The organism is Arthrobacter sp. 01T414 (assembly GCF_056398965.1).
This window is the reverse complement of sequence record NZ_JBFTQK010000006.1, coordinates 135955-159944: the sequence shown is the minus strand read 5'-3', so window position 1 is coordinate 159944 and position 23990 is coordinate 135955. Positions and strand designations below refer to the sequence as shown.

The window sequence follows — 23990 nt, the reverse complement described above, 5'->3', positions numbered from 1 at the left end:
TGAAAGCGCAAGCTCCCTTGTTTCTCCCCTAAAATGATGAAGTTGCCACCCAAGTGGACCATCCCAGGCCGATCGACACGAGGAACTAATGAGCGCCGCAAACGAACCCCGTCAGTCCAAAGCGGAGCGCACAGCCGCGGCCCGCGAGAAAGCCCGTGAGATCCGCGAGGCGCAGCTGAAGAAGGAAAAACGCAACAAGCTGCTCATCGGCTGGGGCATCGTGGCCGCCGTCGTCGCCATCATCGTGATTGTCGCCCTCGTGGTGACCTCGAACATCAAGAACAACGCCCCGGTGGCCGACTCCGGCCCGACGCCGGCGAACGGCAACGTCCACGGCGGCGTGACCCTGCTGGCCAACACCGGGGTGGCGAAGACGGAACCGGCCACGGTCAACGTAGCTGACGTGCCCTCGCCCGCTGCGACGCCTCCTGCCGAAATCAAGGCGCCGGGCGCCGAGGCCGAGGCTGGCAAGCCGGTCAAGGTGGTCCTGTACATCGACTTCATCTGCCCGGTCTGCAAGGACTTCGAGTCCCGGTACAACGAGACCCTCACCAAGCTGCGCAACGAGGGCAAGATTACGGTCGAGTACCGCCCGCTCGGCTTCCTGGACAGCCGTTCCAGCACCAACTACTCCTCGCGCGCGGCCAACGCCGCGGCCTGCGTGGTGAACGAATCGCCGGAGAAGTACTCGGACTTCGTCGACGCGCTCTTCGCCAAGCAGCCGGCGGAAGGCAGTCCCGGCCTCTCCGACAACGAGCTGAAGAAGCTGGCCACAGATACCGGTGCCAAGAGCATCGACAAGTGCGTGGACGACAAGACCTACCGCCCGTACGTGAAGTACACGACGCAGGAGGCTACGGCCATCGGCGTCACCGGAACGCCGACCGTCTTCGTCGAGGGCAAGCAGTGGGGCAAGGGCGCCAGCGCGCAGACCCCGTTCGAGCAGTTCCTGCAGGCCGCGGTGGACGCCAAGAAGAAGTAGCGTCCGTCCCGCGGAAACAGCCCGGTCCCGGTTACTCCGGGGCCGGGCTGTTGCGTTGCTGGCATTTTTTACCGGCGGGCGTCCGTGGGCTACCCTTATCTAGCGCTTAGCGTCCGGCCGTCTCGTGCCCGGACGACGACGGCGCATTGCCTCCTTAGCTCAGTTGGCCAGAGCACCGCTCTTGTAAAGCGGGGGTCGTCGGTTCGAATCCGACAGGGGGCTCCACGAACCCCTCCGTCCCGGCGATTTTGCCCCGGGACGGAGGGGTTTTTGTACAAACCAGTCGGGACGCTTAGCGCGGCCGAGGAGATGCGGCGGCTCCACCAGCGTCTGGACCGCTCCCCGTCACTTTTTCCAGGCCGGCCCCGGGGTTTTGGAAAGGGACGCTGACACCGCAATGGCACCGGCGACTTGTGCCACCCCAATGGCGCGGGTAAGGCCCGGGCGCTTCTTGAACCAGCCCATGAGTGGGGCCCACGGACCGAACTCCCAACGTGCGGAATGCTCTACGGGGAACAAAGCGGTCAGCACCCCATCCCCGATGTGCAGCATGACCAGTGACTCCACGACCCGAACATCCATGAGATGCCCTCCCACGCCTGAGCCCGATCCCGGCTGATCCGACCTCGGCAACAGTGTGCGCCCGCCTCTCACAGTTACTTAGGGCTGAAGGTCCTAATGCGGTCCCATTAGCTTGGGCAGTCATTCCGGGTCCTCGGGCCGGGCAACGCCCATGCTCCAGCCGACGAGCCTTACTCGGAGGTGATCCTGAGTCCGGCGACCGCTCCGGTCCAGGCGCCGTTCGGATCGGCCCGGGTGAGGTGGGCGCCGACGTGTCCTGCCGCCAGCTGGACAACCTGCGCACGGGTTTCCGAGCAGTCGATCTCGAGGACTGTGTACTGGCTTCCGCCCTTGATGTCCTGGGAGAGGTAGATCTGGGCGTGGGGGATGCCGACGCAGGCCGCGGTGACGGTGTGGGGCCCGGCCGTCTCTACGGTGGCTGATTTCTGGAAGCCGACACTTGGGCCGTCGGCGGGACCTGAATCGGTCAGCAGCGGCTTTCCTGATGCTGTGGCAAGGCGCCGCTCCAGTTCGGCGTAGTTGCGGGTTTCAACGGCGAGGATGTCAGGATCCTTGGGCGGGAGGGTGTACCCCGGGCGGCCGCTGGAGCCGGCCACCGAAGGCTGGGGACCGCCGTCGTCTTCGTAGGCGCACGCGGCCAGCACGGGCCCCAACACCAGGCAGGCGGCCAGCGCCGCGGCGCAACGCACGGTCGTCATTCCCCCAAGAACAGACATGCGCTGAGTCTACGGACCACCTACGGGATGGCAAGTGGGCCGCGCGCTCGCGGGCGCATGATTCGATTGCAGCGGTCATCGCCGGCGTTCGCATTCAGGCCCTGCGCCGCATCGACGGCAGGGGCCAAGAGCCCCTTGACCGGCCTGCGGCCGAGGGCGGAGCCTTGCGCTATGACTGAATCGAACCCGGCCCCGGACATCAAATCCACCGACCTCCAGGAAACGCCGACCGCGGTGTTGCGCGAGACCGTGCCCATGAACGCCCTGCGCGACTTCTTCGACCGCGCCTACCGTTCGGTGATGACGGCCGTGCAGCAGCAAAACGTGCAGCTGGCCGGCCCGCCGTTCGCCCTGTATCGCGGCATGCCCACCGACGTCGTCGACGTCGAAGCAGGCTTCCCGCTTGCCGCACCGTACCCGGGCGGGGGAGAGGGTGCCGTGACAGCGGGCGTGCTCCCCGCCGGGCGTGCCCTCGAGGCGATGCACGTGGGCCCCTACGACGCACTCCCGGAGACCTACAGCGCCGTGATGGCCAAGATGCAGGCGGAGGGCCTGACGCCGGGCGACGCCATGTGGGAGTACTACCTCAGCGATCCGGCCACCGAGCCGGACCCGGCGGCCTGGAAGACCCTCGTTGTCTGGCCGGTGACCTGAGCCGCACGCAGTCCGGCGCTAGTCGGCGTCGATCTCTTCGAGAAGCTTCCTGGCGGCGTCGGCGATGTCGTCGTGGCCGTGCTGCGCCGCGCGACTCTCCAGCGATATGACCGCGCAGCGGTGGACTTTCTTGAAGTCGCCGAAGGGAAACGTGACGCTGCCTTTGGTGCCCTCGGAAGCATCCGGGTCGAGGCCCAGATGCCACTGTGAGAACTCGGCGAATCCGTTCTTATCGATGAACTTGTTTTCCTGTTCGGCCGACGGGGCGTGCTCGCTCCAGTCGTCCCGGGTGTCGCGCTGGACCTTGCCGTCCTTGATCAGTCGACGGGCGTGGGCGAGCGACTTTTTGTTGAGTTTCGTAGCCATCATTGCCTCCTTGGTTCAACCGGTTCGTGACGCGGGATGTCGCTTTCAACACACTATGCGCCAACTACCAGCATGATGCCCTAAACTGCTTCACTGAGGTGCCTGAAATGGCGCTGTGCAGCAACGAAAGTGAACCCCGCTATGGCTACCGATTACGACGCCCCACGCAAGACAGAAGAAGAATCTCCCGCTGAATCGCTGGAGGCCCTTCAGGCATCCCGTGGCGGCGGTGCCCAGACTGCTGTTATCGACGTCGACGAGAACGACACCGCCGAAGGCATTGACCTTCCCGGCGCCGACCTCTCCGGCGAAGAACTGACCGTCATTGTTGTTCCCGAGCAGTCGGACGAGTTCACCTGCTCCTCTTGCTTCCTGGTCCGTCACCGGTCCCAGGTCGCCAAGGAAAAGAACGGCCAGAAGTACTGCCGCGACTGCGAAGGCTAAAACCTTCCTGCCTGGAACACCGGGGGTTGTTTCAAGAATTCTGAATTACACAAAGCAAAGCGCCGGACGCCCTTGGGGGCCCGGCGCTTTGCCGTATCCGGAGATGCCCAACCCAACTGACTCGCAGTAATTGCCGTTTTCAACCCTCAAAACGACACCTACTGCGAGTTAGTTGGGGCTAACGACCTCTCGTCAACCCAAACGCGCGGTTCTACTCTTGAGGTATCCGGGTGGGGTGGATATCCGGATGATTTGAGGGGGCGGCTGTCGTGACAAGATCCCGTGGGAACAGGCTCGCCGTTTGGCTGGTGGCTTTACTGACGGCGGCTGGCTGGGGTCTCCTGGCGCCCGCACCGGCGGTCGCTGCGCCCTACTGCGGCCTCGTCTGGGGATCGCTGGCCAAGGCCAATGCCGCGATGAGCCAGGCGAAGGTGGTCAACGTCCGGACCGGCCAGCACTATTGCTTCGACCGCCTGGTGATAGACCTTAACGGACGGGCGCTGGCAGGCTACTCCGTACGCTACGTGCCGCAGGTGGTGCAGGACGGTTCCGGGCTGCCGATCGCGCTGCGCGGGCAGGCCTTCATCCAGGTCACCGCCAACGCGCCGGCCAACGACGCGAACGGCAGGTCGAGCTACAACCCGGTCAACAAGGCCGAGCTAAGCAATGTTGCCGGGTACCAGACGTTCCGCCAAGTGGCCTGGGCCGGAAGCTTCGAGGGCTACACCAGCCTGGGACTGGGCGTCCGGGCGCGGCTGCCGTTCCGGGTCTTCACGCTTGCCGGGCCCGACGGCGGCTCACGCCTGGTCATCGACGTCGCCCACTTCTGGTGAGCGGCTCCGGTCGGGCGCCGAGGGGTCGACGGCGGTCCCGGCTACAGCGCGCCGAGCTCCGCCCGCAACGGGTACTCTTTGCCGTCCAGCACCAGCTGGGTGCAGCGACGGCTAGCGGGATTGAGCACGATCGGTGCCATCAGGTTCACGGTGGTGGAAGTGGGGGAGTGGTTAACCACCACGAGGACCTGCGGCGTCTCGTCGTTGCCGAGTTCCAGGGCGTCCAGCGCGGCGGCCGGAAGCGGGGGCGTGTAGCCCGGGACGAACACTGCGGCATCCGCGAGGAACAGCCGCACCGGTGCGGAGCCGGACTCAAGGGCGAACAGACCCGGGGCGCTGTCGATGTTCCGCAGGGCGAAGTCGTGGACGTTTTCCAGCCCCGGCATGGGCGCGGTGAACGTCACGGGAGTGCTGCTGAGAACGGAGTTCATCGCAGGAAGTCCATCAGGGTGGGCTGCAAGACCTTCGCCGTAGCCGCCAGGGCCACCTGGTAATTGGTTTCCTGAAGCTTCAGGTCCATGATCACGCTGCCAAGGTCAGCTTTTTCAATCCCGCTCCGCTGGGCGTCCAACGAGGCCTCCATTTCGGTGTTGACGTTGCCGGCACGTTCCAGCTGTGCCTGCCGCGTTCCAATTTCAGCACGGCCATTGACGATGTTCTTAAACGCGGTGTCGACGTCGCCCACACGCGGGGTGACATCCGTGCCCGTCCGCAGATCGGCCGCCAGCTTGCTCACGACGTCGAAAACGGAACCATTGCCGTTGCCGAAAATCCCGGCGCCGTCGGCGTCCACACGCACGGTCTGCGTGGCGCTGATCCGGCGCTCCACCGGGTTGACGCCCGTACCGTTAAACGTCGGAGGGGTGCCGGTGTCGCTGCGGATGGCGGGGTTGCGTGGTGTTCCCGGGGTGAACGCGCCGGACGCGTCCGAGCTGCCGGCGAAGATGTTGCGGCCCAGGTGTTGGGAGTTGGCAATCCCCACCAGATCCTGGTTGAGGGATTCCAGCTCCGCGGCGATCGCGTCCTTGCCGGACTGGTTCAACGAGCCGTTGCCCGCCATCACTGTCAGGTCCTTGACCCGGCGCATCACGTTCGTCGCCTGCTCCAGGGCAGAATCCGCGGCGGTCAACCAGGTGTTCCCGTCGTCGATGTTCCGGCCGTACTGGGCGTTGGCCGCCTGGAGTGACCGGGTGGCCAGGGCCTGGGCCGTGGCGGCGGGGTCGTCCGAAGGGCGGGAAATCTTGTTTAGCGAGGTGGCCTTGTCCTGCAGTTCGGCCAGCTTGGCCTGCTGGAACTGCAGCGTCCGCTGGGCGTTCGCGTTCATGGTCAGGTTCGTTACGCGGTTCAGCATGATTACCTTCCTACCAGTCCGGTGCGGTTGATCAGGACGTCCAGCGCCTCGTCGACGGCGGTCATCACGCGGGCGGCCGCCTGGTAGGCGTGCTGGTTGGTGAGCAGGTTGACGTTTTCTTCGTCCAGGCTCACCGACGCCTGCGAGGCGCGGCTGGTCAGAGCGGAGGCTTCGGCGGCGGAGGTCAGGGACTCGCGCTGCTGGGCTCCGCGGGACTGGACGCCAATTCCGGTGACGATCCCGGACCACAGTTTGTCCGGGGAAGCTGCGCCGGTGCCCAGCTGGGAGATCTGGTCCGCGATGCTGGTATCCAGGGCGCCCGAGTTCGGCGATTTCAGTGCGATGCCGGCGGTGCCGGTCGGGGCTTTGATCCCAAGTGCAGCGGGAGTGCCGCTGATCGTGAAGAAGTCGACGCCGATGGCGCCGGGAGTGCCCGGTGCGGCATCGGGAAGCTGGCCCTTTTTATGGACTTCGTTCACGGTCGTAGCGAGGGTTGCCGCGAGTTTGTTGTAGGTCTCGGCAGCTTCGGCGATGGCACCGCCGGTGCCCGGGGTCGAAGGTGCTGTGGCGGCCGGGGCGAGGACGGACAGGGCGCCGGCGATTTCGCCGCCGTCGGAGGATGCCACCCCCGCGGAATCCTTCCACAGCAACTGCACCGTGGATCCGAGGGCGTCGCCGGACTGGCTGCCGGAGAGCTCCAGCACCCGGACGGAGGTGCCCATCACCAAGGGGTTGCCGCCGACGTGGACGTCCACGGTGCCGTCCGGCTGTTCGCGCACGGTTCCGCCGGCAAGCCGGGAAATGGTTTCGGTGAGTTTGGCGCGGGCATCGATCAGCTCGTTCGCGGATCCACCGGCGGCCAGGGTGGAGCGGATGGTGGCGTTGTAAGCGGCCACCTGGTTGGCCGCGGAGTTGACGACGTCCACGGCGTCGGCAGCCTGGGCGCGGACACTGCTCCATTGACCTTGCAGGGCCTGATAACTGGAGGAAATCTTGTCCGTAAGGGAGTTGGCTGCGTTCAGCAGCAGTCCCTTGGGGCCGTCCTCGCCCGGCTGGTTCGCGGCGCCTTGCCACGCGGACCAGAACCCTTGGAGAGCGGAGGAAATGCCGTTGTCGCCGGGCTCCTGCAGGATGCCCTCAATGCCTTGAAGTGCCGACGAACGGATCCCGGCGTAGCCGGCCTGAGCGCCGGCGGAACGGACGCTGGTGTCCAGGACGCTGTTGCCGAGCCGTGCGATTGCGTCCACCGAAACGCCCTGGCCCGTCTGGACTGTGCCGCTGCTGAACATCCCCGGGGCCGGGGCGCCGATCGCGGACTGCTGGACGCGCTGGCGGGTGTAGCCCTCCGTGGCGGCATTGGCGATGTTCTGTCCTGCAACGTTCATGCCCTGCTGGGCAGCAGTCAGTCCGCGGTAGGCGGTGTTCAGCGCGCCAAAGGTGCTCATGGTCGCTTCCTTAGAATTGCTTGTCGAAGATGCGGGAGGCGGCAGATTCCCCGGTCTTGCCGTGCGCGTCGTAGGTGCCGGCGGCGGCTGGACGCAGGTCTGCGAGGGACTCCTGCGTGGACCGGACTGCGGTGCGCAAATATTGTTCGTTCGCGTCGCGCAGTTCCTTGATCAGGGCAGTCTGGCGAGTCAGGGCCGCGAGGTGCGCGCTCAACACCTCTGCCCAGGCGCCCTCCGGGGCGGCCTCGGCGAGTTCGCCGAGCGTGGCATCTGTGGGAAGGCCCCACATTTCGGCGACGACGGCGGCCTCGATGGTGCGTGCCAGGCTCGCTTGCGAGAGGTGTCCCAGAACCTGCTCCACTTCGCGGGTGCCGTGGGGCAGCCAGCGGGACTTGCCGGAGGTAAGGAGCAGCTGCTCTTCTTCCAGCTTGAACGTCAGAACGTCCAGAAGTTCACGCTCCCGCCACAGCAGGGCGGAAAGTTCGTGGATGGCCATGGTCCGGACGGCTCCCTATATGAGTGCGAATGGTGCGGGCGATTGATGCGGTTCATTCATGGAACCCGCGGCGTGGTCGCTTCGTGCGGACGATGAGGCCTGCAGCAGGGTTCGTACAAACTATCGGCAGGATTTCCGCACCCGTTAGCAGGAATAAGACTGATAACACGCGGATTTCGACCGCGAGCAACTTTTGAAAAGAATTTTGGATTTCTCCTTACCCCTGCATGACAAGTGGCGATAACTACTGCTGAAGGCCCACGGATGGGCCATCGCTTACAGTCCCAATCACGGAGGAAATACCATGGGCTTCGTTATTAACAACAACCTCGCGGCGAACAACTCGTACCGCAACCTCAACTCCACCCAGAACGACCTCTCCAAGTCCCTGGAGAAGCTGTCCACCGGCCTGCGCATCAACCGCGCCGGCGATGACGCAGCAGGCCTGTCCATCTCCGAGGGCCTGAAGTCGCAGGTCACCGGCTCGGCTGTGGCGGCTCGCAACGCCCAGGACGGCATCTCTGTCATCCAGACGACTGAAGGTGCCCTGACCGAGGTTCACTCCATCCTGCAGCGTATGCGTGACCTTGCTGTCCAGGGTGGTAACGACACCAACAACACGGAATCACGCCAGGCAATTGCTAAGGAAGCCACGGCTCTTGGCAAGGAGCTGGACCGCATTGGTGCTTCTACCAACTTCAATGGCATCAAGCTGCTCGACACCGGCGCGACCCTCAAGGTCCAGGTAGGTACCGGAAAGGATGCGACCACAGAGCAGATCGACATCAAGCTCGGCGACGTGCCCACTGCCGTTGGCGCGCTGGGTGGTGCGGGAACCGACTTTGACKTCTCGACGGCCGCCTTGGCTGCCACAACGATCGGCAAGATCGACGACGCCATCGGCAAGATCTCTGCTCAGCGTGCGGACCTGGGTGCTACCCAGAACCGCCTCGAGCACACCATCAAGTCGCTCAACATCGCTGGTGAGAACCTGCAGGCCGCTCAGTCCCGCATCGCCGACGTCGACATGGCTTCGGAAATGGTCAAGTTCACCAAGGCCAACATCCTGTCCCAGGCCGGCACCGCAATGCTGGCCCAGGCCAACCAGTCCAGCCAGGGCGTTCTTTCGCTCCTGCGCTAGGCGAATCCGGCAGTTCAGCAGTAGGGCTGCCACCGGCGATCGGACGAAGAGACACTCCCGATCATCCAGCTGCGGAGGGGCCGGACGATGGCAAAACCATCGTCCGGCCCTTACGTGCAACACCCGATACGTCAGAACTAACACCACCACCGAACGTTTTTGCAGCACTTGACAGCAAGGAGAGGCAGCGATGGGAATCTCACTCGACGGACTGGCCAGCGGGCTCGACACCACCGCCCTGATCAGCTCCATCATGCAGTCGGAGGCTCTCCCGCAAACGCTGCTCAAGAACAAGTCCTACGACATCCAGTCCATGGTGTCCGCGCTCCAAGGGCTCAACGGCAAAGTGGCGGCCTTGGCAACCCAGGCGACTGCCGCTGCAAAGCCCGGGGCGCTCGATCTCACCACCGCGACCACGAGCAGCGACCTAGTCGTAGCCACTACCACCGCGGCAGCCAAGGCCGGTTCCATCGACTTCCAGGTAACCAAGCTTGCCCAGACGCAGGTCACCGTGACGCCCAAGGTCAACGCCGTAACCGGCTGGCCCTACACCACCATGACCATCAACAGCGGCGGTAAGGACTACACGATCACCCCCGCGTCCAACAACTTGGACGACGTCGTCACCGCGGTGAACGCCGCCGGGGCCGGTGTGACCGCTACCAAGGTCGACGTCGGCGGGGGAGACTTCCGCCTCCAGTTCACCGCCACCAAGTCCGGCACCGCGGGTGCCTTCACTATCACGGACGCCGGCACCACCTTCACCAACGTGAAGACCGCCCAGGACGCCGAGATTTCGCTCTGGCCTAACACGACGGCCGCGCAGACAGTGACGTCTTCGAGCAACACCTTCACCAACCTATTGCCCGGGGTCTCCATTACCGCCAAGGACGTCACCGCGGCGCCCGTGACCGTGACCGTGTCCCGCGATGACGCGGGTATCACCAAGCTGGCCTCGGATCTGGTGGACGGCGTGAACGGCATCTTCTCGCTGGTGGCCAGCAAGACCACGGTAAGCACCACGACCAACACCAGCGGTACTTCGACCTCAGCCGGTGTCTTTGCCGGTGACAGCACCGTGCGCTCGGTGAACCAGAACATCCTCTCCGCCGCCTCGCTGCCGGTGGGCACGCCGCCGCGGTCGCCGTCTGAGATGGGCATCAGCATCACCAAGACCGGCACCATGGAGTTTGACGCCACCAAATTCGGCGCCGCCCTGGCCGCCGATCCGGCCGGCACCGCAGCAAAGGTGCAGGAACTTGCGGGTCGCATCGCTTCCGCGGCCATGGCCGCCTCGGACAAGTACACCGGCACGCTGACCACCAAGATCACCGGCCAGCAGTCGGAGGTCCGGGATCTTGCGGACCGGATCAGCGACTGGGACACTCGTCTTGCCTCCCGGCAAGCCACCCTGAAAAGCACCTACTCGGCTCTCGAAGTGGCAATGAGCAACATGAAGGCGCAGCAGTCCTGGCTCGCAGGGCAGCTTGCCGGCCTCTCCAGCGGGAGCTCCAAGTAATGACCAGCACCCCCTTCGGCTACGGCAGCGGCGGCGCAGCCCAGCGCAACCAATACCTCGCGGATTCGGTGCTCTCCGCACCGCCCGCCCGCCTACTGACCATGTTGTACGACCGCCTGTTGCTGGACCTCGGCCGCGCCGAGACCGCGCAGCAGTCCGCCAATTGGCCCGTTGCCTCTGAGAACCTCCTGCACGGCCAGGCGATCATCGCCGAACTCATTTCCTCTCTCAAGACCGATGCCTGGGACGGCGCGGACGGTCTGCTGGGCCTCTACAACTACGCCTTCACGGCCCTCGTCAACGCCAACGTCCAGCGGGACGCAGGATTGACCCGCGAGGCGATCGACTTGCTGGAGCCCCTGCGCCAAGCCTGGCACGAGGCTGCCGCCGCCATCCCGGCAGCCCAGACGGCAGCCTCCGCCGCGAAGCCGTTCGCTGCAGCCGGGGCCTGGGCCACGCAGCCGGGCGCTGGTGGCGGGAGCCTTGGTTTTGGCTGAGCCAGCCTTTCGGGGGGAATACGCGGCTGAATACCCGCCCGCGGCGGAGCTTGCAGCAGATCCTGCCCTCGCCGCGTGGATGCTGGTGCTGGACGTGCTGGAGATGGCTGTGGTCGCTGCGGAGAAGACGCTGAAGGATCCGCTGGGACCACTCTCCTCGCCGGAGCAGCCGGTAGCGGCGCTCCCGGCCGAGCGCTGGTCTCCGCCCGCGCTGAGCACGCCGTTGCCGCCGGAGGCGCGGCGCCGCGCCATGGCGCTCTCGGCGGCCCAGGAGCGCGTCGCCCGGCGACTGGAGGCAGCGAAGCACGACGTCGGCAGGCAACTGCAGGCAGTCAGCTCGGTGCCCGGCATCGGCGACCCAGCGGGGGCAATTTACCTCGACGTCAACAGCTGAGCCTGCTGCAAAAACCGCCGTCGAACAGTGAATTGAAAAAACCCGAATAAACCTTTCACGTTTTCTCTAACGCGGCGCGGAACTGTGCCGATAACCACAGTAAGAGCACGGATCGCTCGTTTACCGGCCACGGATCGGCCACCCCACAATTCCCCAGGCAGGACTCTGTGCTCGAATCCGTGACTTCCGCAGCCCTGGCCAGCGCCATGGACGGGCTGGCTCTGCGCCAACGCGCCATCGCGAACAACATCGCGAACGTCAACACCCCGAACTACCACGCCAAGCGCGTCAGCTTTGAAGCTGCCCTTGCCGCGTCCGTTGAGTCCGGGGACGGCCATGCCGAGGCCACGACGGCGACTTCCCTCGAGCCCACCCAGCTCAACGGCAACAACGTCAACCTGGACACCGAGACCCTTTCGAATATCGACACGGTACTGCGCTTCCAGTTCGCCGCCCGCGCCATCGGTGGGGAATTCACCGCCGTGCGCGCAGCCATGAGGACCAACTAATGACCTTCGACGCAATCGGCATCGCCGGCTCCGCCCTTACCGTGCACCGCAAGTGGCTCGACGCGGTCTCGGACAACCTTGCCAACATGAACAACGCCTCCGCCACCTCCGGACCGGCGTTCCGCGCCAAGTACGTTGAAGCGGCCGAGGGCGCCGACGGCACCGGCGTGTACGTCAAGAGCACGCAGCTTGGCGACGGCGCAGGCCGCATCGTCTACCAGCCGGACCACCCCCTTGCCGATGCCAACGGCAACGTGAAGTACCCGGACATCGACATGGCCGAGCAGATGGGTGCCCTGATCATCGCCCAGCGCGGCTACCAGGCCAACGCCCAGGTCGTGGACCGCGCACGCGAGACCTATCTCGCCGCCCTTGAGATTGGAAGATCCTGATGCCTGTTTCCCCCATCGCGCCGGTTCAGGGCGTACTGCCCACGGACTACCTCTCCGGCGCCGCATCGGTGCCCGCGACGGACGGCTCTGGTTTCGCCACTTCGCTCACCGGCGCCGTCGACAACCTCCAGCAGCTGCAATCGACGTCGAAGCAGCTCGCTGTCTCCGCGGTGACCGGCAACCTGGATGACATCCACAACGCCACCATCGCTGCGAGCCGGGCACAGATCACCCTGGAACTCGTGGCCACCGTCCGGAACAAGGGCGTTGACGCCTTCAACGAGATCATGAGGATGCAGGCCTGATGCCTCCGCAGATTACTGTCTTCTTCCAGCGTTTCGGCGCCGGACTCAAGAGCTTCACCACCGGCCAGCGCACGCTGGCCGTCATTGGTGCTGCGCTGCTGGTGGTCGGAATTGTGGCTCTCTCCGCCTGGCTCACCCGGCCCACCCTGGCGCCGCTGTTCTCCGGCCTCAAGGACACGGACGCAAACGGCATCGTGGAGCAGCTCCGCAAGGACAACGTGCCTTACGAGCTCAGCGACGGCGGCTCCACCATCCTCGTTCCGCAGGACAAGGTCTACGACGAACGCCTCAAGGCTGCGGCAGCGGGCCTGCCGACAGCCGCGGCCACCGGCTACTCGCTGCTGGACAAGATGGGCGTTACCTCCTCGGAATTCCAGCAGTCTGTCACCTACAAGCGCGCCCTCGAGGGCGAACTGGCCAGCACCATCTCCGCCATGGACGGCGTGAAGACCGCCGCGGTCCGGCTTGCCATCCCGGAAAAGACCGTCTTCGTCTCCAAGACCCCGGACACCACGGCCTCGGTCTTCGTGGAGACCGCGCCCGGCGTCACCCTTTCCGGCGACAAGGTCCAGGCCATCGTGCACCTGACCTCCGCCGCGATCGAAAACCTCAAGCCCGCCAACGTCTCCGTGGTGGACTCGCAGGGCAACGTCCTGTCCACGGTGGGCGGTGGAGCCGCAGGTTCCTCCTCGAAGCAGGCCGCCGACTACCAGCAGCGCACCGGCGACGCCGTCCGCGCCGTCCTGGACCGCGTGGTCGGTCCCGGCAATTCCACCGTGGCAGTGGCGGCGGACATCACGGGCGAGTCGGCCCAGCAAAAGAGCGAAACCTTCTCCAACACTCCCGGCGCGCTGCCGCTGAGCGAAAGCTCCAAGACGGAAAAGTACAGCGGGGGCGCTGGCGGTGCCGCCGGCGTCCTCGGTCCGGACAACATCGCCGTTCCCGGCGGGACCAGCGGCAACGGCAGCTTCGACTCCACGACCGCCACCAAGAACAACGCCGTCAACAAGGTCACTGAGGACCGGGTCATCCCGCCGGGCGCCGTCAAGCGCCAGACCATTTCGGTGGCCGTCAGCCAGGCCGCCGCCGGCGGACTCAACATTGGCTCGCTCACCGCGCTGGTGACGTCGGCCGCCGGCGTGGACAAGGCCCGCGGCGACATCGTCACCGTCGAGGTGATCCCGTTCAGCACCGCGGCCGCGGACCAGGCCAACGCCTCGCTCGACGCGGCCAAGGCCGACCTCGAGGCACAGAAGCAGCAGGCCTTCTTCGCAACCCTGGTCACCGCCGGCAGCATCCTGCTCGGATTGCTCATCCTGGCGCTGATTGTCGTCGTCGTCCTGCGCCGCCGGCAGAAGCGCGAGCCGGTGGACCTGGGCGAACGCCTGGACCTGCTGCCGACGATCCCCGCCGTCACCGCATTTGACCCCGCCCCGGCGACGTCGGCCATCCCGCTGACTGCCCTGCCGCTGCAGCCGCTGCCCGCGCCGCCGATGGAGGTGCTGGAAGCCGAACGCCGCATGCAGGAGATCGACAACATGGTCGCCTCCAACCCGGAGAAGGCAGCCGACTACCTCCGCAGCCTCATGGATGACAGGCAGCCCGCATGAAACTCGCCGATTCGACCCTTACCGGCACCCAGCGCGCCGCCGTCGTCCTGATGCAGATGAGCCCGCCCAACGCGGCCCGGGTGATGGCACAGTTCACGGACGCCGAGGCGGAAGAAATCGCTGCCGAGATCGTCCGGCTCCGCAAGGTGGACCCGGAAGTCGCCGAACAGATCATGAAGGACTTCCACGAGGCCGCCCTGAGCAGCCCTCGGCAGGCCCGCGGCGGCCGGGAACTGGCCGAGGGCCTGCTCGAGGCCTCCTTCGGCTCGGAGAAGGCCGCGGGCCTGATCAACCGGCTCACCGTCAACATGGCCGGCAAGTCCTTCGAATTCCTCGAAGACATCGAACCGGTCCAGATCCTGGCGCTGATCGACGGCGAACTGCCGCAGACCATCGCGCTGGTGCTCGCGCACCTTAGCCCGCGCAAGGCCTCGGCCGTGATGTCCGGGCTTCCCGGCTCGCTCCGGGCCGACGTCGCACTGAGCATCGCGACCATGGGCTCGGGCGCGCCGGAAGCCATCGGCATCGTCGCCGACACGCTGAAACTGCGCGGCGGCGCGGCAGTCTCGCAGCAGGCCTCCAAGGTGGTGGGCGGCATCCAGCCGCTGCTGGAAATCATCAACCGGACCGACGCCGGCACCGAACGCTCCGTCCTGGATGGACTGGACCTGCTCGACCCCGACCTCGCCGTGGAGATCCGCGCCCAGATGGTGACGTTCGACGACATCGTCAAGCTGGAACGCCGCGACGTCCAGCTGGTGCTCCGCGGCCTGGACGCCTCCGTGCTTGCCGTCGCCATGAAGGGCGCCACGGAACAGGTCCTGGAAACCATCACCACCAACGTCTCCGGCCGCAACCTGGAAATCCTCGAATCCGAGATGGCGGCGCTGGGACCGCTGCGCGCCTCGCAGATCGAGGAGGCACGGGCCGCCGTCGTCCGTTCCATCCGCGAGCTCGAAGCGGAAGGCCAGATCACCATCCAGCGCGGGGACGAAGAAGACTATGTTTACTGACGCGTCCTCGACGGACGCCGGCTCGGCCGGGGGCGCCCCGGCCCGCATCGTCTTCCCCTCACTGCGTTCCGGCGGCCCGGCCAACGAACAGGCCGGCTACACCGAGGGCCACGCCGCCGGCTACGCGGCGGGTGTCCGCGCCGCCGCGAAGGAACAGCGCCGCTGGCGCGACCGGATGGCTGCCGAGCAGGCCGCCTCCCTCGCCGCCGGGCAGCAGGACCTGGACCGTGCCGTCCGCGCCCTCGCCGTCGCCCGTACCGACTTCGCCCACCGCAACGTCCAGGCCTTGCACGACGCCGAAGAGGTGCTGGCCCGCACCGCCCTGGAGCTGGCCGAGGCCATCCTCGGCTACGAACTCGCCGAGGGCACCCGGACCGCCCGCGCCGCCCTGGCCCGCGCCCTGTCCGGCAACGACGCCGCCACGGTGCTGGCCATCCGGTTGCACCCCGCCGACATCGAGGTGCTCGCCAAGGAAGGCCAGGACCTGCCGGCCGGCCTGCCGCTGCTCGCCGATTCGTCCCTGCTGCGCGGAGACGCGAAGGTGGAGTACCAGCAGGGCTGGCTCGACGCCAGCCTCGGCAGCGCCCTGGCCCGCGCCCAGGCAGCTCTGCTGGGGGACCAGCAGCGGGCCGCGGAGGCCCCGGATGCGCTCTCCGGAGGGCAGCCATGATCGACCAGTGGCGCCCCAAGGGCGATGACTTCGCGGCCGCACTTGCCGCTGCCGCACCCCAGCGGGTCGGCATCGTCACCTCGGTGATGGGCCTGGGCCTGGAGGTATCCGGCCTGGACTGCGCCCTCGGTGACCTGGTTACCGTGGGGGAGAACCCCGGGCTCGACGCCGAGGTGGTGGCAGCCCTGGACGGCGCCGTGCGCTGCATGCCCTTGGGACGCCTGGCCGGCGTCGCCGCCGGTGACGCAGTCCGTGCCAAGGGCGGCACCGTGCTGGTTCCCACCGGCGCGGGACTCTTCGGCCGGGTGCTCGACGGCCTGGGCCGCCCGATTGACGGCAAGGGCCCGCTGCTCAGCGGCCCGCGCGTGCCGATCGACAACGAGGCGCCGAACGCCATGAAGCGCGCCCGGATCAACACCCCGCTGCAGACCGGCGTCCGGGTCCTCGACACCATGACCACCCTTGGCAAGGGCCAGCGCATGGGCCTCTTCGCCGGCTCCGGCGTCGGCAAGTCCTCGCTGCTGTCCATGATTGCCCGTGGCACCGACGCCGAAGTGTCCGTGATCGCCCTCGTGGGGGAGCGCGGCCGTGAAGTCCGCGAATTCCTCGAAGACGACCTCGGCCCGGCCGGGCTGGCCCGCTCAGTCGTCGTCGTCGCCACCTCCGATGAGCCGGCGCTGATGCGCATGCGGGCCGCGTTCACGGCCACCCGCATCGCCGAATCCTTCCGCGACCAGGGGCAGGACGTCGTGCTCATGATGGACTCCCTGACCCGGGTGGCCATGGCCCAGCGCGAGATCGGCCTCTCCGCCGGCGAACCCCCCGCCACCCGCGGCTACCCGCCGTCGACCTTCTCCATCCTCGCCCGGTTGCTGGAGCGCGCCGGCACCGCCGAAACCGGCTCCGTAACCGGCATCTACACCGTGCTGGTGGACGGCGACGACCACAATGAACCCATCGCCGACGCCGCACGATCCATCCTCGACGGCCACGTGGTGCTGGACCGCAAGCTCGCCGTGACGGGACACTTCCCCTCGGTGGACGTGCTGGGGTCCGTCTCGCGCGTCGCGTCCAAGGTCAACGCCCGCCCGCACCTCGAGGCGGCTTCCACGCTTCGCCGCGTCCTCGCCGCCCGCAAGGCAGCACAGGACCTGATCGACGTCGGCGCCTACCAGTCCGGGACCAACCCGCTGGTGGACGCCGCCCTGGCGCACGAGGAATCCGTCAGCGGTTTCCTGCAGCAGCCGATGGACGAGTCCACCCCCCACCCTGAGTCCTGGCGTCAACTGGACCACCTCACTTCGATCCTGGGAGCCGCGGCATGAACCGGCAATTTTCGCTCGCGGGGCTGCTGCGCCTCCGCCAGATCCAGCAGGACCAGGCAGCCTCCGGGCTGGCCCGCGCCCGTTCCCGGTCCAGCTCCGTCCGCGCCCGCGAAGCCTCCGCCCGCCGGGAGCTGTCCGCCACCGACGAGGCCATCGAGAGCTCCGCGTCCTTGCGTGCCGTCGCGGCTGCCCGCTCGGCGTCCCACAGCATGCTCGCGGACCTGCAGAACCTCGCCCGCGTCGCCGAGACGGATGAGGCCACCGCGCGCGAGGAGTTCATCGCCGCCCGCACCCGGTCCGTTGGCCTGGAAAAGCTGCAGGCCCGCCACCACGCTGAGCTGAACACCGCCGAGTTACGTGCCGAACAGTCCACGCTGGACGAAATCTCCTCGACGATCTGGCACCGAGATGAACAGCAGGTGCGCTCATGAGCATGACCGAGGCGCTGGGCCGTATGCAGGGCATCCAGTCGATGATTGCTGAACTCACCCGTCCCGCGCAGACCGAAAGCACCGCCGCGGCGCTGAAGGCCGCCACAGCGACGTCCCTCGCCACCGGGGCAGGAAACGCCGACGCCGGGTCCTTCACCGACGCGCTCAGCGCGGCCCTGGGCGGAAACGCCGACGTCGCGGCGACGGATCCCTCTTCCCTGGCCGGCGGCTTGGGCCTGGGAAGCGGCCTGGGCCTCGGCGCGACCAAGGGCCTCGGGGACCTGGCGGGGCTCGCCGGGCCCGCCTCGGTGGCCGGTCCGGTGTCTGTCCCTGCCGGGACCGCGACCGGAACGGACGTCGTTGCCATGGCCAAGAAGTACATCGGGGTGCCCTACGTCTGGGGCGGCACCAACCCTGCTACCGGGATGGACTGCTCCGGCTTCACGCAGCGGGTCTTCAAGGACCTCGGCGTCGAGCTTCCCCGCGTCGTCAGCGACCAGATGAAACAGGGAACGCCGGTGGCATCGCTCGCCGAGGCAAAGCCCGGGGACCTGCTGATCAGCTTCGGCGGGAACCATATCTCCATCTACCTCGGCAACGGCAAGGCCATCGACGCGCCCGTGCCCGGCAAGACCATCCAGATCCGCGACGCCTGGGAGCAGCAGTCCAACCTGACCTCCATCCGGCGGATCGTCCCGGCGGGAGGCGCCCGATGAAAGGCATGGCCTCGATGGACGTGGCGACCGCGCTCGCCGGTTCCCCGGTGCAGGCCCGCGGCGCCCAGCAAGGGGGCCGCACCCGTGCCCAGCAAGGAGCCTCCGACGGCGGCGGTTTCGGCTCCGTGCTGAGCGACGCCGTGAGCCAGGAGGCCGCTTCCCCGGCTGCCCCCGCCGCTCCCAAAGGATCCACCCCCGCCGCGTCGGGCGACGCCGGCCGCTCGAAGCACCAAGCCGACACACCGGCCCAGGATGCAGCTGCTGCTGCCGACTCCGCCGCGGCCGCGCCCGGAGTCCTGGCAGCCTCGGCCCAGTTCGCCGCCGCAATCCAGCCAGTCCAGCCAGTCGCGGCTACCGGTGACATCCCCGCCGCGCAGGCTGTGGCCGGTGCAAGTGCTGCTGCGACGCCGCCCGTGAACGGCGCCCTGCCGGCGGAAAGCCAGACCACCGCAGCTTCCGGCCTGATGGACCCGCGCCTGGTGAACGTGGCCGGAACTGCCGCCGTTCCGGCCACGAACAACGGCCCTGCCGCCGCTCCGTCCCCGGCTTCCGTTCCCGGCGCCACCGCCGTGCGCCAGGAACCGGCGGGCAGCACCCCGAGTAGCCTTGGGGCCGCTCCGCAGCGCGGAGCGACGCTGCCGGGCAGTGCCGTTTCGGCTACGGCCCTTCCGGGTATCGCCGTCGCGGCCGCCGCGGCTCCGGGCGCCGCCCGTTCCGCCGGCGCACCGGCAGGCGGCGGCTTGGCTGCCGGCACCGCCTCCGCTCAAGCTGTTGCCGCGGATCCGACGGCTGCGGCCGCCCCGGCTGCGCCCGCGGATCCCGCCCCCGCGGTCTCACCGGCAACGCACCAGGCAGCGGCTCCAACGACGGTTCCGGCGACGCTTCCGACGACGGCGACGCCCACTCCAGCGGTGCCCAACGCCACCGCAACTGCGGCACTCGGCCTGGCCGGCGTCGTCGGCGGCGCCGGAAAGCTTCCCAACCGGGACTCCGACGCCCCCGCGCCCGGCTTGCCCGCCGCCACTGACCTCGTCGCCGCTGCAGGAGCCGCGGGCGCCACCGCGGTGGCGCAGCCCGCGCCCGGTGCGGCCCGTCCGACAGTGACCGCAGCGCCGGTGCCGGCCCAGCAGCCCGCGCTCCAGCCGCAGCTGGCCAAGCCGCTGTTTACCCTTGCCGGGGCACCGCATGGCCAGCACATCATGACCTTGAAGGTCACCCCGGAGGACCTCGGACCGCTGACGGTGCGCGCCCACATCGACGGCGCCGGCGTCCGGATCGAGCTGTTCGCTCCCGGTGACACCGGCCGGGAAGCTCTCCGGGGGATCCTGCCCGAACTGCGCAAGGAACTCGCCGACTCAGGTTTTGGAGCCACGCTCGACCTTTCGGACCATAGCGGGCCGGCCGGCGGCGGACAGGGGCAGGACGGCGCAGGCCGCGAAGCCGCCCACGCCGGCAGCGGCGCCGGTTCCGGGGCGGGCGCGGGCGGCCGAAACGGGCCCGGCGAACCGCGGCCCGGACACCGGTGGGACGCCTTGGCGGACCAAGCGTCGCTGCGCACCGCCAGGCTCCAGAACGGCCCCCAAACCACCCTCGACATTCTTGTCTAACGCGAAGGAACCCGACTCATGACCATCCAGCCCATCGCCCCCCAGCCGGTCACGGCCGCGGCGGCGACCCCGGAGGCTGCTGCCGTCCGGGCGCCCGTGCAGTCCATGGACGCCAACGTGTTCATGACCCTCCTCGTGGCCCAGCTCAAGAACCAGAACCCGAGTGCCCCCATGGACACCAACCAGATGATGGCCCAGACCATCCAGCTCTCCATGATGGAAAAGATGACCGAGCTGACGAGCAACAGCAAGGAGGGTTTCTCCCTCCAGATGCGCTCCGCTGCGGCCCAGCTGATTGGCCACTCGGTTGACTACACCCTCGCCGACGGCACCACCGGCACCGGAATCGCCAGTTCGGTTTCCTTCGCCGGCGCCGTCCCTGCCGTCAAGGTAGGCGAACTCTCCATCCCCCTCGACTCCATCACCGGCCTTACCGCGCCGGCCGCTTCCTGATCAGTTTTTCCTCCCGTAGAAAGGCAGTTCCCATGCTCCGCTCGCTGTACTCCGGAATCTCCGGCCTTCGTGCCCACCAGACCATGCTGGATGTCACCGGCAACAACATCGCCAACGTCAACACGGCCGGTTTCAAGGCGTCCTCCACGCAGTTCCAGGACACCCTTTCCCAGATGACCCAGGGCGCCTCCGCTCCGCAGGGGGAGTCCGGCGGCAGCAACCCGGCACAGATCGGCCTCGGCGTCCGCGTTGCCGGCGTCAGCACCAACTTCGCCCAGGGCTCCTCGCAGAGCACCGGGCGCGCCACGGATATGATGATCTCCGGCGAGGGCTTCTTCGTCACGAGCAAGGGCGGCCAGCAGCTGTTCACCCGCGCCGGTTCGATGACGTTCGACGCCGCCAGCCAGCTCGTGAGCCCCGACGGCGGCATCCTGCAGGGCTGGACCGCCAACAACAGCGGCGTCGTCAACCAGGCCGGGGCCGTCGGGGACATCACGCTGAACCCGAACACCATGATCGCGACCCCCACCACCACGGTGACGCTCGACGGGAACCTTCCCGCCGATGGTGCCGCCAACGACTCATTTACCCGCGTAGTGAAGGTTTACGACGGCCTTGGCGCCCCCCGCGACCTCACGTTGAACTTCGCCCGGAACGGTGCCGCCTGGGACGTCACCGCCAAGGACGGGGCCACCACCTCTCCGGTCACCAAGCTGACCCCCGGCACGGGCGGCGCAATGGTGGCGAGCCCCGCGCTTGCCGTCAACGGCATCGGCGTCGACCTCTCCAAGGTCACTGGCTTCGCCGGCATGAGTTCCCTGACCGTCAGCGGCCAGAACGGCTCCGCGGCCGGCAAGCTGGAGTCCTTCACTCTCGGCAACGACGGGTCCCTGATCGGGTCCTTCAGCAACGGTGTTAAGCAGGTCCTGGCCAAGATCGCCCTCGCCAAGTTCACCAACCCGGCGGGCCTCGAAAAGGCCGGCGGCTCCTCCTACGTCGCCACCGCCAACTCCGGCAACGTCCTGCTCGGCGCCGCGGGCGACCCCGGCATCGGCACCCTGGCCGGTGGCTCGCTGGAAATGTCCAACGTGGACCTCTCCCAGGAGTTCACCAACCTGATCGTCGCCCAGCGCGGCTTCCAGGCCAACGCCCGCATCATCACCACCTCCGACGAGGTCCTGCAGGAGCTCGGCAACCTCAAGCGCTAATCGCACCGCAGTCCACGGTCGTCTGCGAAAGGCGCAGGGAACAGCACGGGCCTCATACCGCACCGACGCCCGGGCTGTCCCCGCCGCTGCGCCCGGCTGAYGGCAAATACGGTGCAGGCCAAACCGCGGCATGGCTGCTTTTTCGCGCCGGTTTTGGAAAAGCGCGGCGCGGCCGGACGGATGCGGCTCGGATCCGGGGGGCGCAGGTCCGGTTCCGCCGCCGGTGTCCGTTGCCGTAGCGAAATTCGTGCCGGCGTCGTACTGGAAGCCTCTTCGTGTCCGCCCGGCGCCTAACGAAAGCGGGCGGCCTGCCGACAGTAAGGGGAGAACACCCCTTACCCGCCGCCTGGCCGCACCGCCAGGCAGTCCCCAGAGCAGAATCGGCCCATGATCGTTGTCACACGCCTCAACGGAACGCGCTTCGCGGTCAATCCGGACCTGATTGAACGGATCCACGAGAGCCCGGACACCCACCTGGTTACGCTCGACGGCGCCGCCTACGTTGTGCTGGAAAGCCTCGCCGAGGTGGTGGAACTGATTGCCGACTACCGTGCCTACGTCCTGAGCAAGGCCCGGGACTTTCCCGTGGTCACCGGCTTCCCGCTGAGCTTGGTTCCGCCTGCCGGACCGGACGACGACGCCGACGCCTCCGCACCTGAACCACCAAGGAAGTAAGCCATGGATCCCGCAACAATCATCGGACTGCTCCTCGCGTTTGGTTCAGTCGTCACCATGGTGGTCATTGAAGGCGGCAGCATCTCTGGCCTGCTGCTGCCCGGGCCCCTGGTCCTGGTGTTCGGGGCAACCCTGGCCATCGGGCTGGCCGGCAACACGCTCAAGGATGTAATCCAGGCGTTCAAGGCCGTGCCGGCAATGTTCATGGGAAAGACGTCGAAGCCCCAGGAAAGCATCGACCAGATGGTCCGCTTCGCGGAGAAGGCTCGCGCCGAGGGCCTGCTCTCGCTCGAGGAGGAAGCGGCCAGCGTCAAGGATCCGTTCCTGGCCCGCGCCCTGCAGAACATCGCCGACGGCACCGACGCCGAGGACCTCCGCATGCAGATGGAGGACGAAATCGACACGAAGTCCCGCAGCGACCACGCGTCCTCGAAGTTCTTCGCCAGCCTCGGCGGCTATGCCCCCACCGTCGGCATCGTCGGAACCGTTGTCTCGCTCACCCACGTCCTGGAAAACCTCTCCAAGCCGGACGAGCTGGGTCACATGATCGCGGCCGCGTTCGTCGCCACCTTGTGGGGCCTGCTCTCGGCCAACTTCATCTGGCTGCCGTTCAGTTCGCGCCTGGCCAGGCTCTCCGAGCTGAACATCGAACGCATGACCCTGGTGATGGAGGGCATGCTCGCCGTGCAGTCCGGCGCCCAGCCCCTGCTGCTGGCCGAACGGCTCCGCTCCATGGTCCCGGAGCACCAGCTCAAGAGCGCCGACAAGGGCCGCAAGGCGCCCAGCGGCGAGGACCGCGCGGAGCCGATGGACACGGCCGCGTGAGCGGCCGCCGCCGGCCGCGCAAGAAGCCCGAGGCGCACCACGTCGACGAACGCTGGATGGCCTCCTACATGGACATGGTCACGGTGCTCATGTGCCTCTTTATCGTCCTCTACGCCATGTCCACGGTTGACGCGAACAAGTTCGAAAAGCTGCGCAACTCACTCGCCACGGGCTTCGGCGCGGTGGCCTCGGAAACCGTGGACACCGCTTCCGGAACGGTGGTCCCGCCCGAATTCGTCAACAAGGACCTGGAGGCCTTCGCCGCCGTCCAGTCGGACGACAAGAAGGCCAAGGACGAGGCCCTCGCCGCCGCCAAGAAAGAAGTGGACCGGCTGCGCGCCCTCGAGAAAAAGATGAAAGCCGGGTTGGCCGCGGCCGGGCTCAGCCAAAACGTGGAGTTCCAGATCGACCAGCGCGGGCTGACCGTCAAGCTCATCGGTTCGCAGGCCTTCTTCGCCCCCGACCGGCCCGAGCTCACCAACCGCGCGTCCCAGGTGCTGCACATCGTCTCGCCCATCCTTCGCTCCGCGGCCCTGGAGATCATGGTGGAAGGCCACGCGGCCAAGGGCATCACTGCCTACCCCTCCACTTGGGAGCTGTCCTCGGCACGTGCCGTCAACGTGCTGCGCTACATGGTGGACCACGGCGGGATCCCTCAGCAGCGGATCGGGGCCGTCGCTTTCGGCTCTGCCCGGCAGGTCAACGACGATTCCACACCTGCGCTGATGGAGCGGAACCGGCGGGTGGACATTGTGGTCATCTCTGACAAGCCCGACGTCGTCCGGGCCCTCATTCCCGAGGCAATGAAGCTCAGCCAGAAATAGCGGCGGG

Annotated in this window: 29 protein-coding genes and 1 tRNA gene; 24 read left to right on the top strand and 6 right to left on the bottom strand. The window is 67.3% G+C overall.

Translation table 11 applies throughout. The features are described 5' to 3' along the window. Positions 1-88 precede the first annotated feature (88 nt). Together AC1DK9_RS14315 and AC1DK9_RS14310 are read left to right on the top strand one after the other, a co-directional pair. Positions 89-982, top strand: a complete 894-nt coding sequence (locus tag AC1DK9_RS14315; RefSeq protein ID WP_476916334.1) for a DsbA family protein — start codon at positions 89-91, stop codon at positions 980-982. 148 nt (positions 983-1130) lie between these two features. Further along, positions 1131-1207: transfer RNA gene (locus AC1DK9_RS14310), tRNA-Thr, on the top strand. A gap of 527 nt (positions 1208-1734) precedes the next feature. Here the strand turns inward: AC1DK9_RS14310 and AC1DK9_RS14305 are convergent. Beyond that, positions 1735-2280: a hypothetical protein gene (locus AC1DK9_RS14305; RefSeq protein ID WP_476863511.1), complete on the bottom strand. Its 546-nt coding sequence runs from the start codon at positions 2278-2280 to the stop codon at positions 1735-1737. A gap of 171 nt (positions 2281-2451) precedes the next feature. On the opposite strand from AC1DK9_RS14305, the gene AC1DK9_RS14300 reads away from it, so the two are divergent. After that, the gene (locus tag AC1DK9_RS14300) at positions 2452-2934 is read left to right on the top strand and encodes a GyrI-like domain-containing protein (protein WP_476863512.1); all 483 of its coding nucleotides are present in this window, start codon (positions 2452-2454) and stop codon (positions 2932-2934) included. 18 nt (positions 2935-2952) lie between these two features. Here AC1DK9_RS14300 and AC1DK9_RS14295 read toward each other — a convergent pair whose 3' ends face one another. Then, positions 2953-3300 carry a hypothetical protein gene (locus AC1DK9_RS14295; RefSeq protein WP_476863513.1) on the bottom strand — a complete coding sequence of 116 codons (348 nt, stop codon included), beginning with the start codon at positions 3298-3300 and terminating at the stop codon, positions 2953-2955. Between the two features lie 141 nt (positions 3301-3441). Between AC1DK9_RS14295 and AC1DK9_RS14290 the strand changes: the two genes are divergently transcribed. Both AC1DK9_RS14290 and AC1DK9_RS14285 read left to right on the top strand, forming a co-directional pair. Continuing rightward, positions 3442-3744: a DUF4193 domain-containing protein gene (locus AC1DK9_RS14290; RefSeq protein WP_354233579.1), complete on the top strand. Its 303-nt coding sequence runs from the start codon at positions 3442-3444 to the stop codon at positions 3742-3744. Positions 3745-4013: 269 nt separating this feature from the next. Further along, entirely contained in the window at positions 4014-4577 is a 564-nt protein-coding gene (locus AC1DK9_RS14285; protein ID WP_476916333.1) for an AMIN-like domain-containing (lipo)protein, read from the top strand. Between the two features lie 41 nt (positions 4578-4618). Here the strand turns inward: AC1DK9_RS14285 and fliW are convergent, their stop codons facing one another. Genes fliW through AC1DK9_RS14265 form a run of 4 tightly spaced genes read right to left on the bottom strand, consistent with a single transcriptional unit; the run spans position 4619 to position 7869 of the window. Continuing rightward, complete coding sequence (gene fliW / locus AC1DK9_RS14280; RefSeq protein WP_476863515.1) at positions 4619-5008, bottom strand: flagellar assembly protein FliW; 390 nt, start codon at positions 5006-5008, stop codon at positions 4619-4621. Continuing rightward, positions 5005-5928 carry a flagellar hook-associated protein FlgL gene (flgL, locus tag AC1DK9_RS14275; protein WP_476863516.1) on the bottom strand — a complete coding sequence of 308 codons (924 nt, stop codon included), beginning with the start codon at positions 5926-5928 and terminating at the stop codon, positions 5005-5007. Before flgL ends, fliW begins: the two co-directional genes overlap by 4 nt. Positions 5929-5930: 2 nt before the next feature. Further along, positions 5931-7373, bottom strand: coding sequence for a flagellar hook-associated protein FlgK (gene flgK, locus AC1DK9_RS14270; protein ID WP_476916332.1), 1443 nt, complete (start codon positions 7371-7373; stop codon positions 5931-5933). A 10-nt stretch (positions 7374-7383) separates the two neighbouring features. Continuing rightward, positions 7384-7869, bottom strand: coding sequence for a flagellar protein FlgN (locus AC1DK9_RS14265; RefSeq protein WP_476863518.1), 486 nt, complete (start codon positions 7867-7869; stop codon positions 7384-7386). A 304-nt stretch (positions 7870-8173) separates the two neighbouring features. On the opposite strand from AC1DK9_RS14265, the gene AC1DK9_RS14260 reads away from it, so the two are divergent. The 19 genes from AC1DK9_RS14260 to AC1DK9_RS14170 all read left to right on the top strand — a co-directional run bounded on the left by AC1DK9_RS14260 (position 8174) and on the right by AC1DK9_RS14170 (position 23983). Further along, positions 8174-9010: a flagellin N-terminal helical domain-containing protein gene (locus AC1DK9_RS14260; protein WP_476916331.1), complete on the top strand. Its 837-nt coding sequence runs from the start codon at positions 8174-8176 to the stop codon at positions 9008-9010. A 190-nt stretch (positions 9011-9200) separates the two neighbouring features. Then, complete coding sequence (gene fliD, locus AC1DK9_RS14255) at positions 9201-10529, top strand: flagellar filament capping protein FliD (RefSeq protein WP_476863520.1); 1329 nt, start codon at positions 9201-9203, stop codon at positions 10527-10529. Continuing rightward, the gene (gene fliS, locus AC1DK9_RS14250) at positions 10529-11026 is read left to right on the top strand and encodes a flagellar export chaperone FliS (RefSeq protein WP_476863521.1); all 498 of its coding nucleotides are present in this window, start codon (positions 10529-10531) and stop codon (positions 11024-11026) included. Before fliD ends, fliS begins: the two co-directional genes overlap by 1 nt. Further along, positions 11019-11420, top strand: a complete 402-nt coding sequence (locus tag AC1DK9_RS14245; RefSeq protein WP_476863522.1) for a hypothetical protein — start codon at positions 11019-11021, stop codon at positions 11418-11420. The genes fliS and AC1DK9_RS14245 overlap by 8 nt, the downstream gene beginning before the upstream one ends. Positions 11421-11587: 167 nt before the next feature. Next, a complete protein-coding gene (locus AC1DK9_RS14240; protein ID WP_476863523.1) occupies positions 11588-11929 on the top strand; it encodes a flagellar basal body rod protein FlgB in 342 nt (113 codons plus the stop codon). Next, complete coding sequence (locus tag AC1DK9_RS14235; protein ID WP_476863524.1) at positions 11929-12321, top strand: flagellar basal body rod protein FlgC; 393 nt, start codon at positions 11929-11931, stop codon at positions 12319-12321. The genes AC1DK9_RS14240 and AC1DK9_RS14235 overlap by 1 nt, the downstream gene beginning before the upstream one ends. Beyond that, on the top strand, positions 12321-12626 hold the full coding sequence (gene fliE / locus AC1DK9_RS14230; RefSeq protein WP_476863525.1) for a flagellar hook-basal body complex protein FliE: 306 nt from the start codon (positions 12321-12323) through the stop codon (positions 12624-12626). Before AC1DK9_RS14235 ends, fliE begins: the two co-directional genes overlap by 1 nt. Beyond that, positions 12626-14236 (top strand): flagellar basal-body MS-ring/collar protein FliF, encoded by a 1611-nt coding sequence (gene fliF, locus AC1DK9_RS14225; RefSeq protein WP_476916330.1) that lies wholly within the window; start codon positions 12626-12628, stop codon positions 14234-14236. The genes fliE and fliF overlap by 1 nt, the downstream gene beginning before the upstream one ends. Further along, the gene (gene fliG / locus AC1DK9_RS14220) at positions 14233-15249 is read left to right on the top strand and encodes a flagellar motor switch protein FliG (protein WP_476916329.1); all 1017 of its coding nucleotides are present in this window, start codon (positions 14233-14235) and stop codon (positions 15247-15249) included. The genes fliF and fliG overlap by 4 nt, the downstream gene beginning before the upstream one ends. Further along, positions 15239-15919 carry a FliH/SctL family protein gene (locus AC1DK9_RS14215; protein WP_476863528.1) on the top strand — a complete coding sequence of 227 codons (681 nt, stop codon included), beginning with the start codon at positions 15239-15241 and terminating at the stop codon, positions 15917-15919. The genes fliG and AC1DK9_RS14215 overlap by 11 nt, the downstream gene beginning before the upstream one ends. Then, a complete protein-coding gene (locus AC1DK9_RS14210) occupies positions 15916-17244 on the top strand; it encodes a FliI/YscN family ATPase (RefSeq protein WP_476916328.1) in 1329 nt (442 codons plus the stop codon). Before AC1DK9_RS14215 ends, AC1DK9_RS14210 begins: the two co-directional genes overlap by 4 nt. Next, positions 17241-17675, top strand: a complete 435-nt coding sequence (locus AC1DK9_RS14205; protein WP_476863530.1) for a flagellar FliJ family protein — start codon at positions 17241-17243, stop codon at positions 17673-17675. The genes AC1DK9_RS14210 and AC1DK9_RS14205 overlap by 4 nt, the downstream gene beginning before the upstream one ends. Next, on the top strand, positions 17672-18391 hold the full coding sequence (locus AC1DK9_RS14200) for a C40 family peptidase (RefSeq protein WP_476916327.1): 720 nt from the start codon (positions 17672-17674) through the stop codon (positions 18389-18391). Before AC1DK9_RS14205 ends, AC1DK9_RS14200 begins: the two co-directional genes overlap by 4 nt. Then, positions 18388-19998 carry a flagellar hook-length control protein FliK gene (locus AC1DK9_RS14195; RefSeq protein ID WP_476916326.1) on the top strand — a complete coding sequence of 537 codons (1611 nt, stop codon included), beginning with the start codon at positions 18388-18390 and terminating at the stop codon, positions 19996-19998. Before AC1DK9_RS14200 ends, AC1DK9_RS14195 begins: the two co-directional genes overlap by 4 nt. Positions 19999-20016: 18 nt before the next feature. Beyond that, positions 20017-20451, top strand: coding sequence for a flagellar hook assembly protein FlgD (locus tag AC1DK9_RS14190; protein WP_476863533.1), 435 nt, complete (start codon positions 20017-20019; stop codon positions 20449-20451). 32 nt (positions 20452-20483) lie between these two features. Further along, on the top strand, positions 20484-21659 hold the full coding sequence (locus AC1DK9_RS14185; RefSeq protein ID WP_476863534.1) for a flagellar hook protein FlgE: 1176 nt from the start codon (positions 20484-20486) through the stop codon (positions 21657-21659). A gap of 387 nt (positions 21660-22046) precedes the next feature. Further along, on the top strand, positions 22047-22334 hold the full coding sequence (locus AC1DK9_RS14180) for a flagellar FlbD family protein (protein WP_476916325.1): 288 nt from the start codon (positions 22047-22049) through the stop codon (positions 22332-22334). A 3-nt stretch (positions 22335-22337) separates the two neighbouring features. Beyond that, entirely contained in the window at positions 22338-23159 is an 822-nt protein-coding gene (locus AC1DK9_RS14175) for a motility protein A (protein WP_476863536.1), read from the top strand. Further along, positions 23156-23983, top strand: coding sequence for an OmpA/MotB family protein (locus AC1DK9_RS14170; protein ID WP_476916324.1), 828 nt, complete (start codon positions 23156-23158; stop codon positions 23981-23983). Before AC1DK9_RS14175 ends, AC1DK9_RS14170 begins: the two co-directional genes overlap by 4 nt. Positions 23984-23990: the final 7 nt, after the last annotated feature.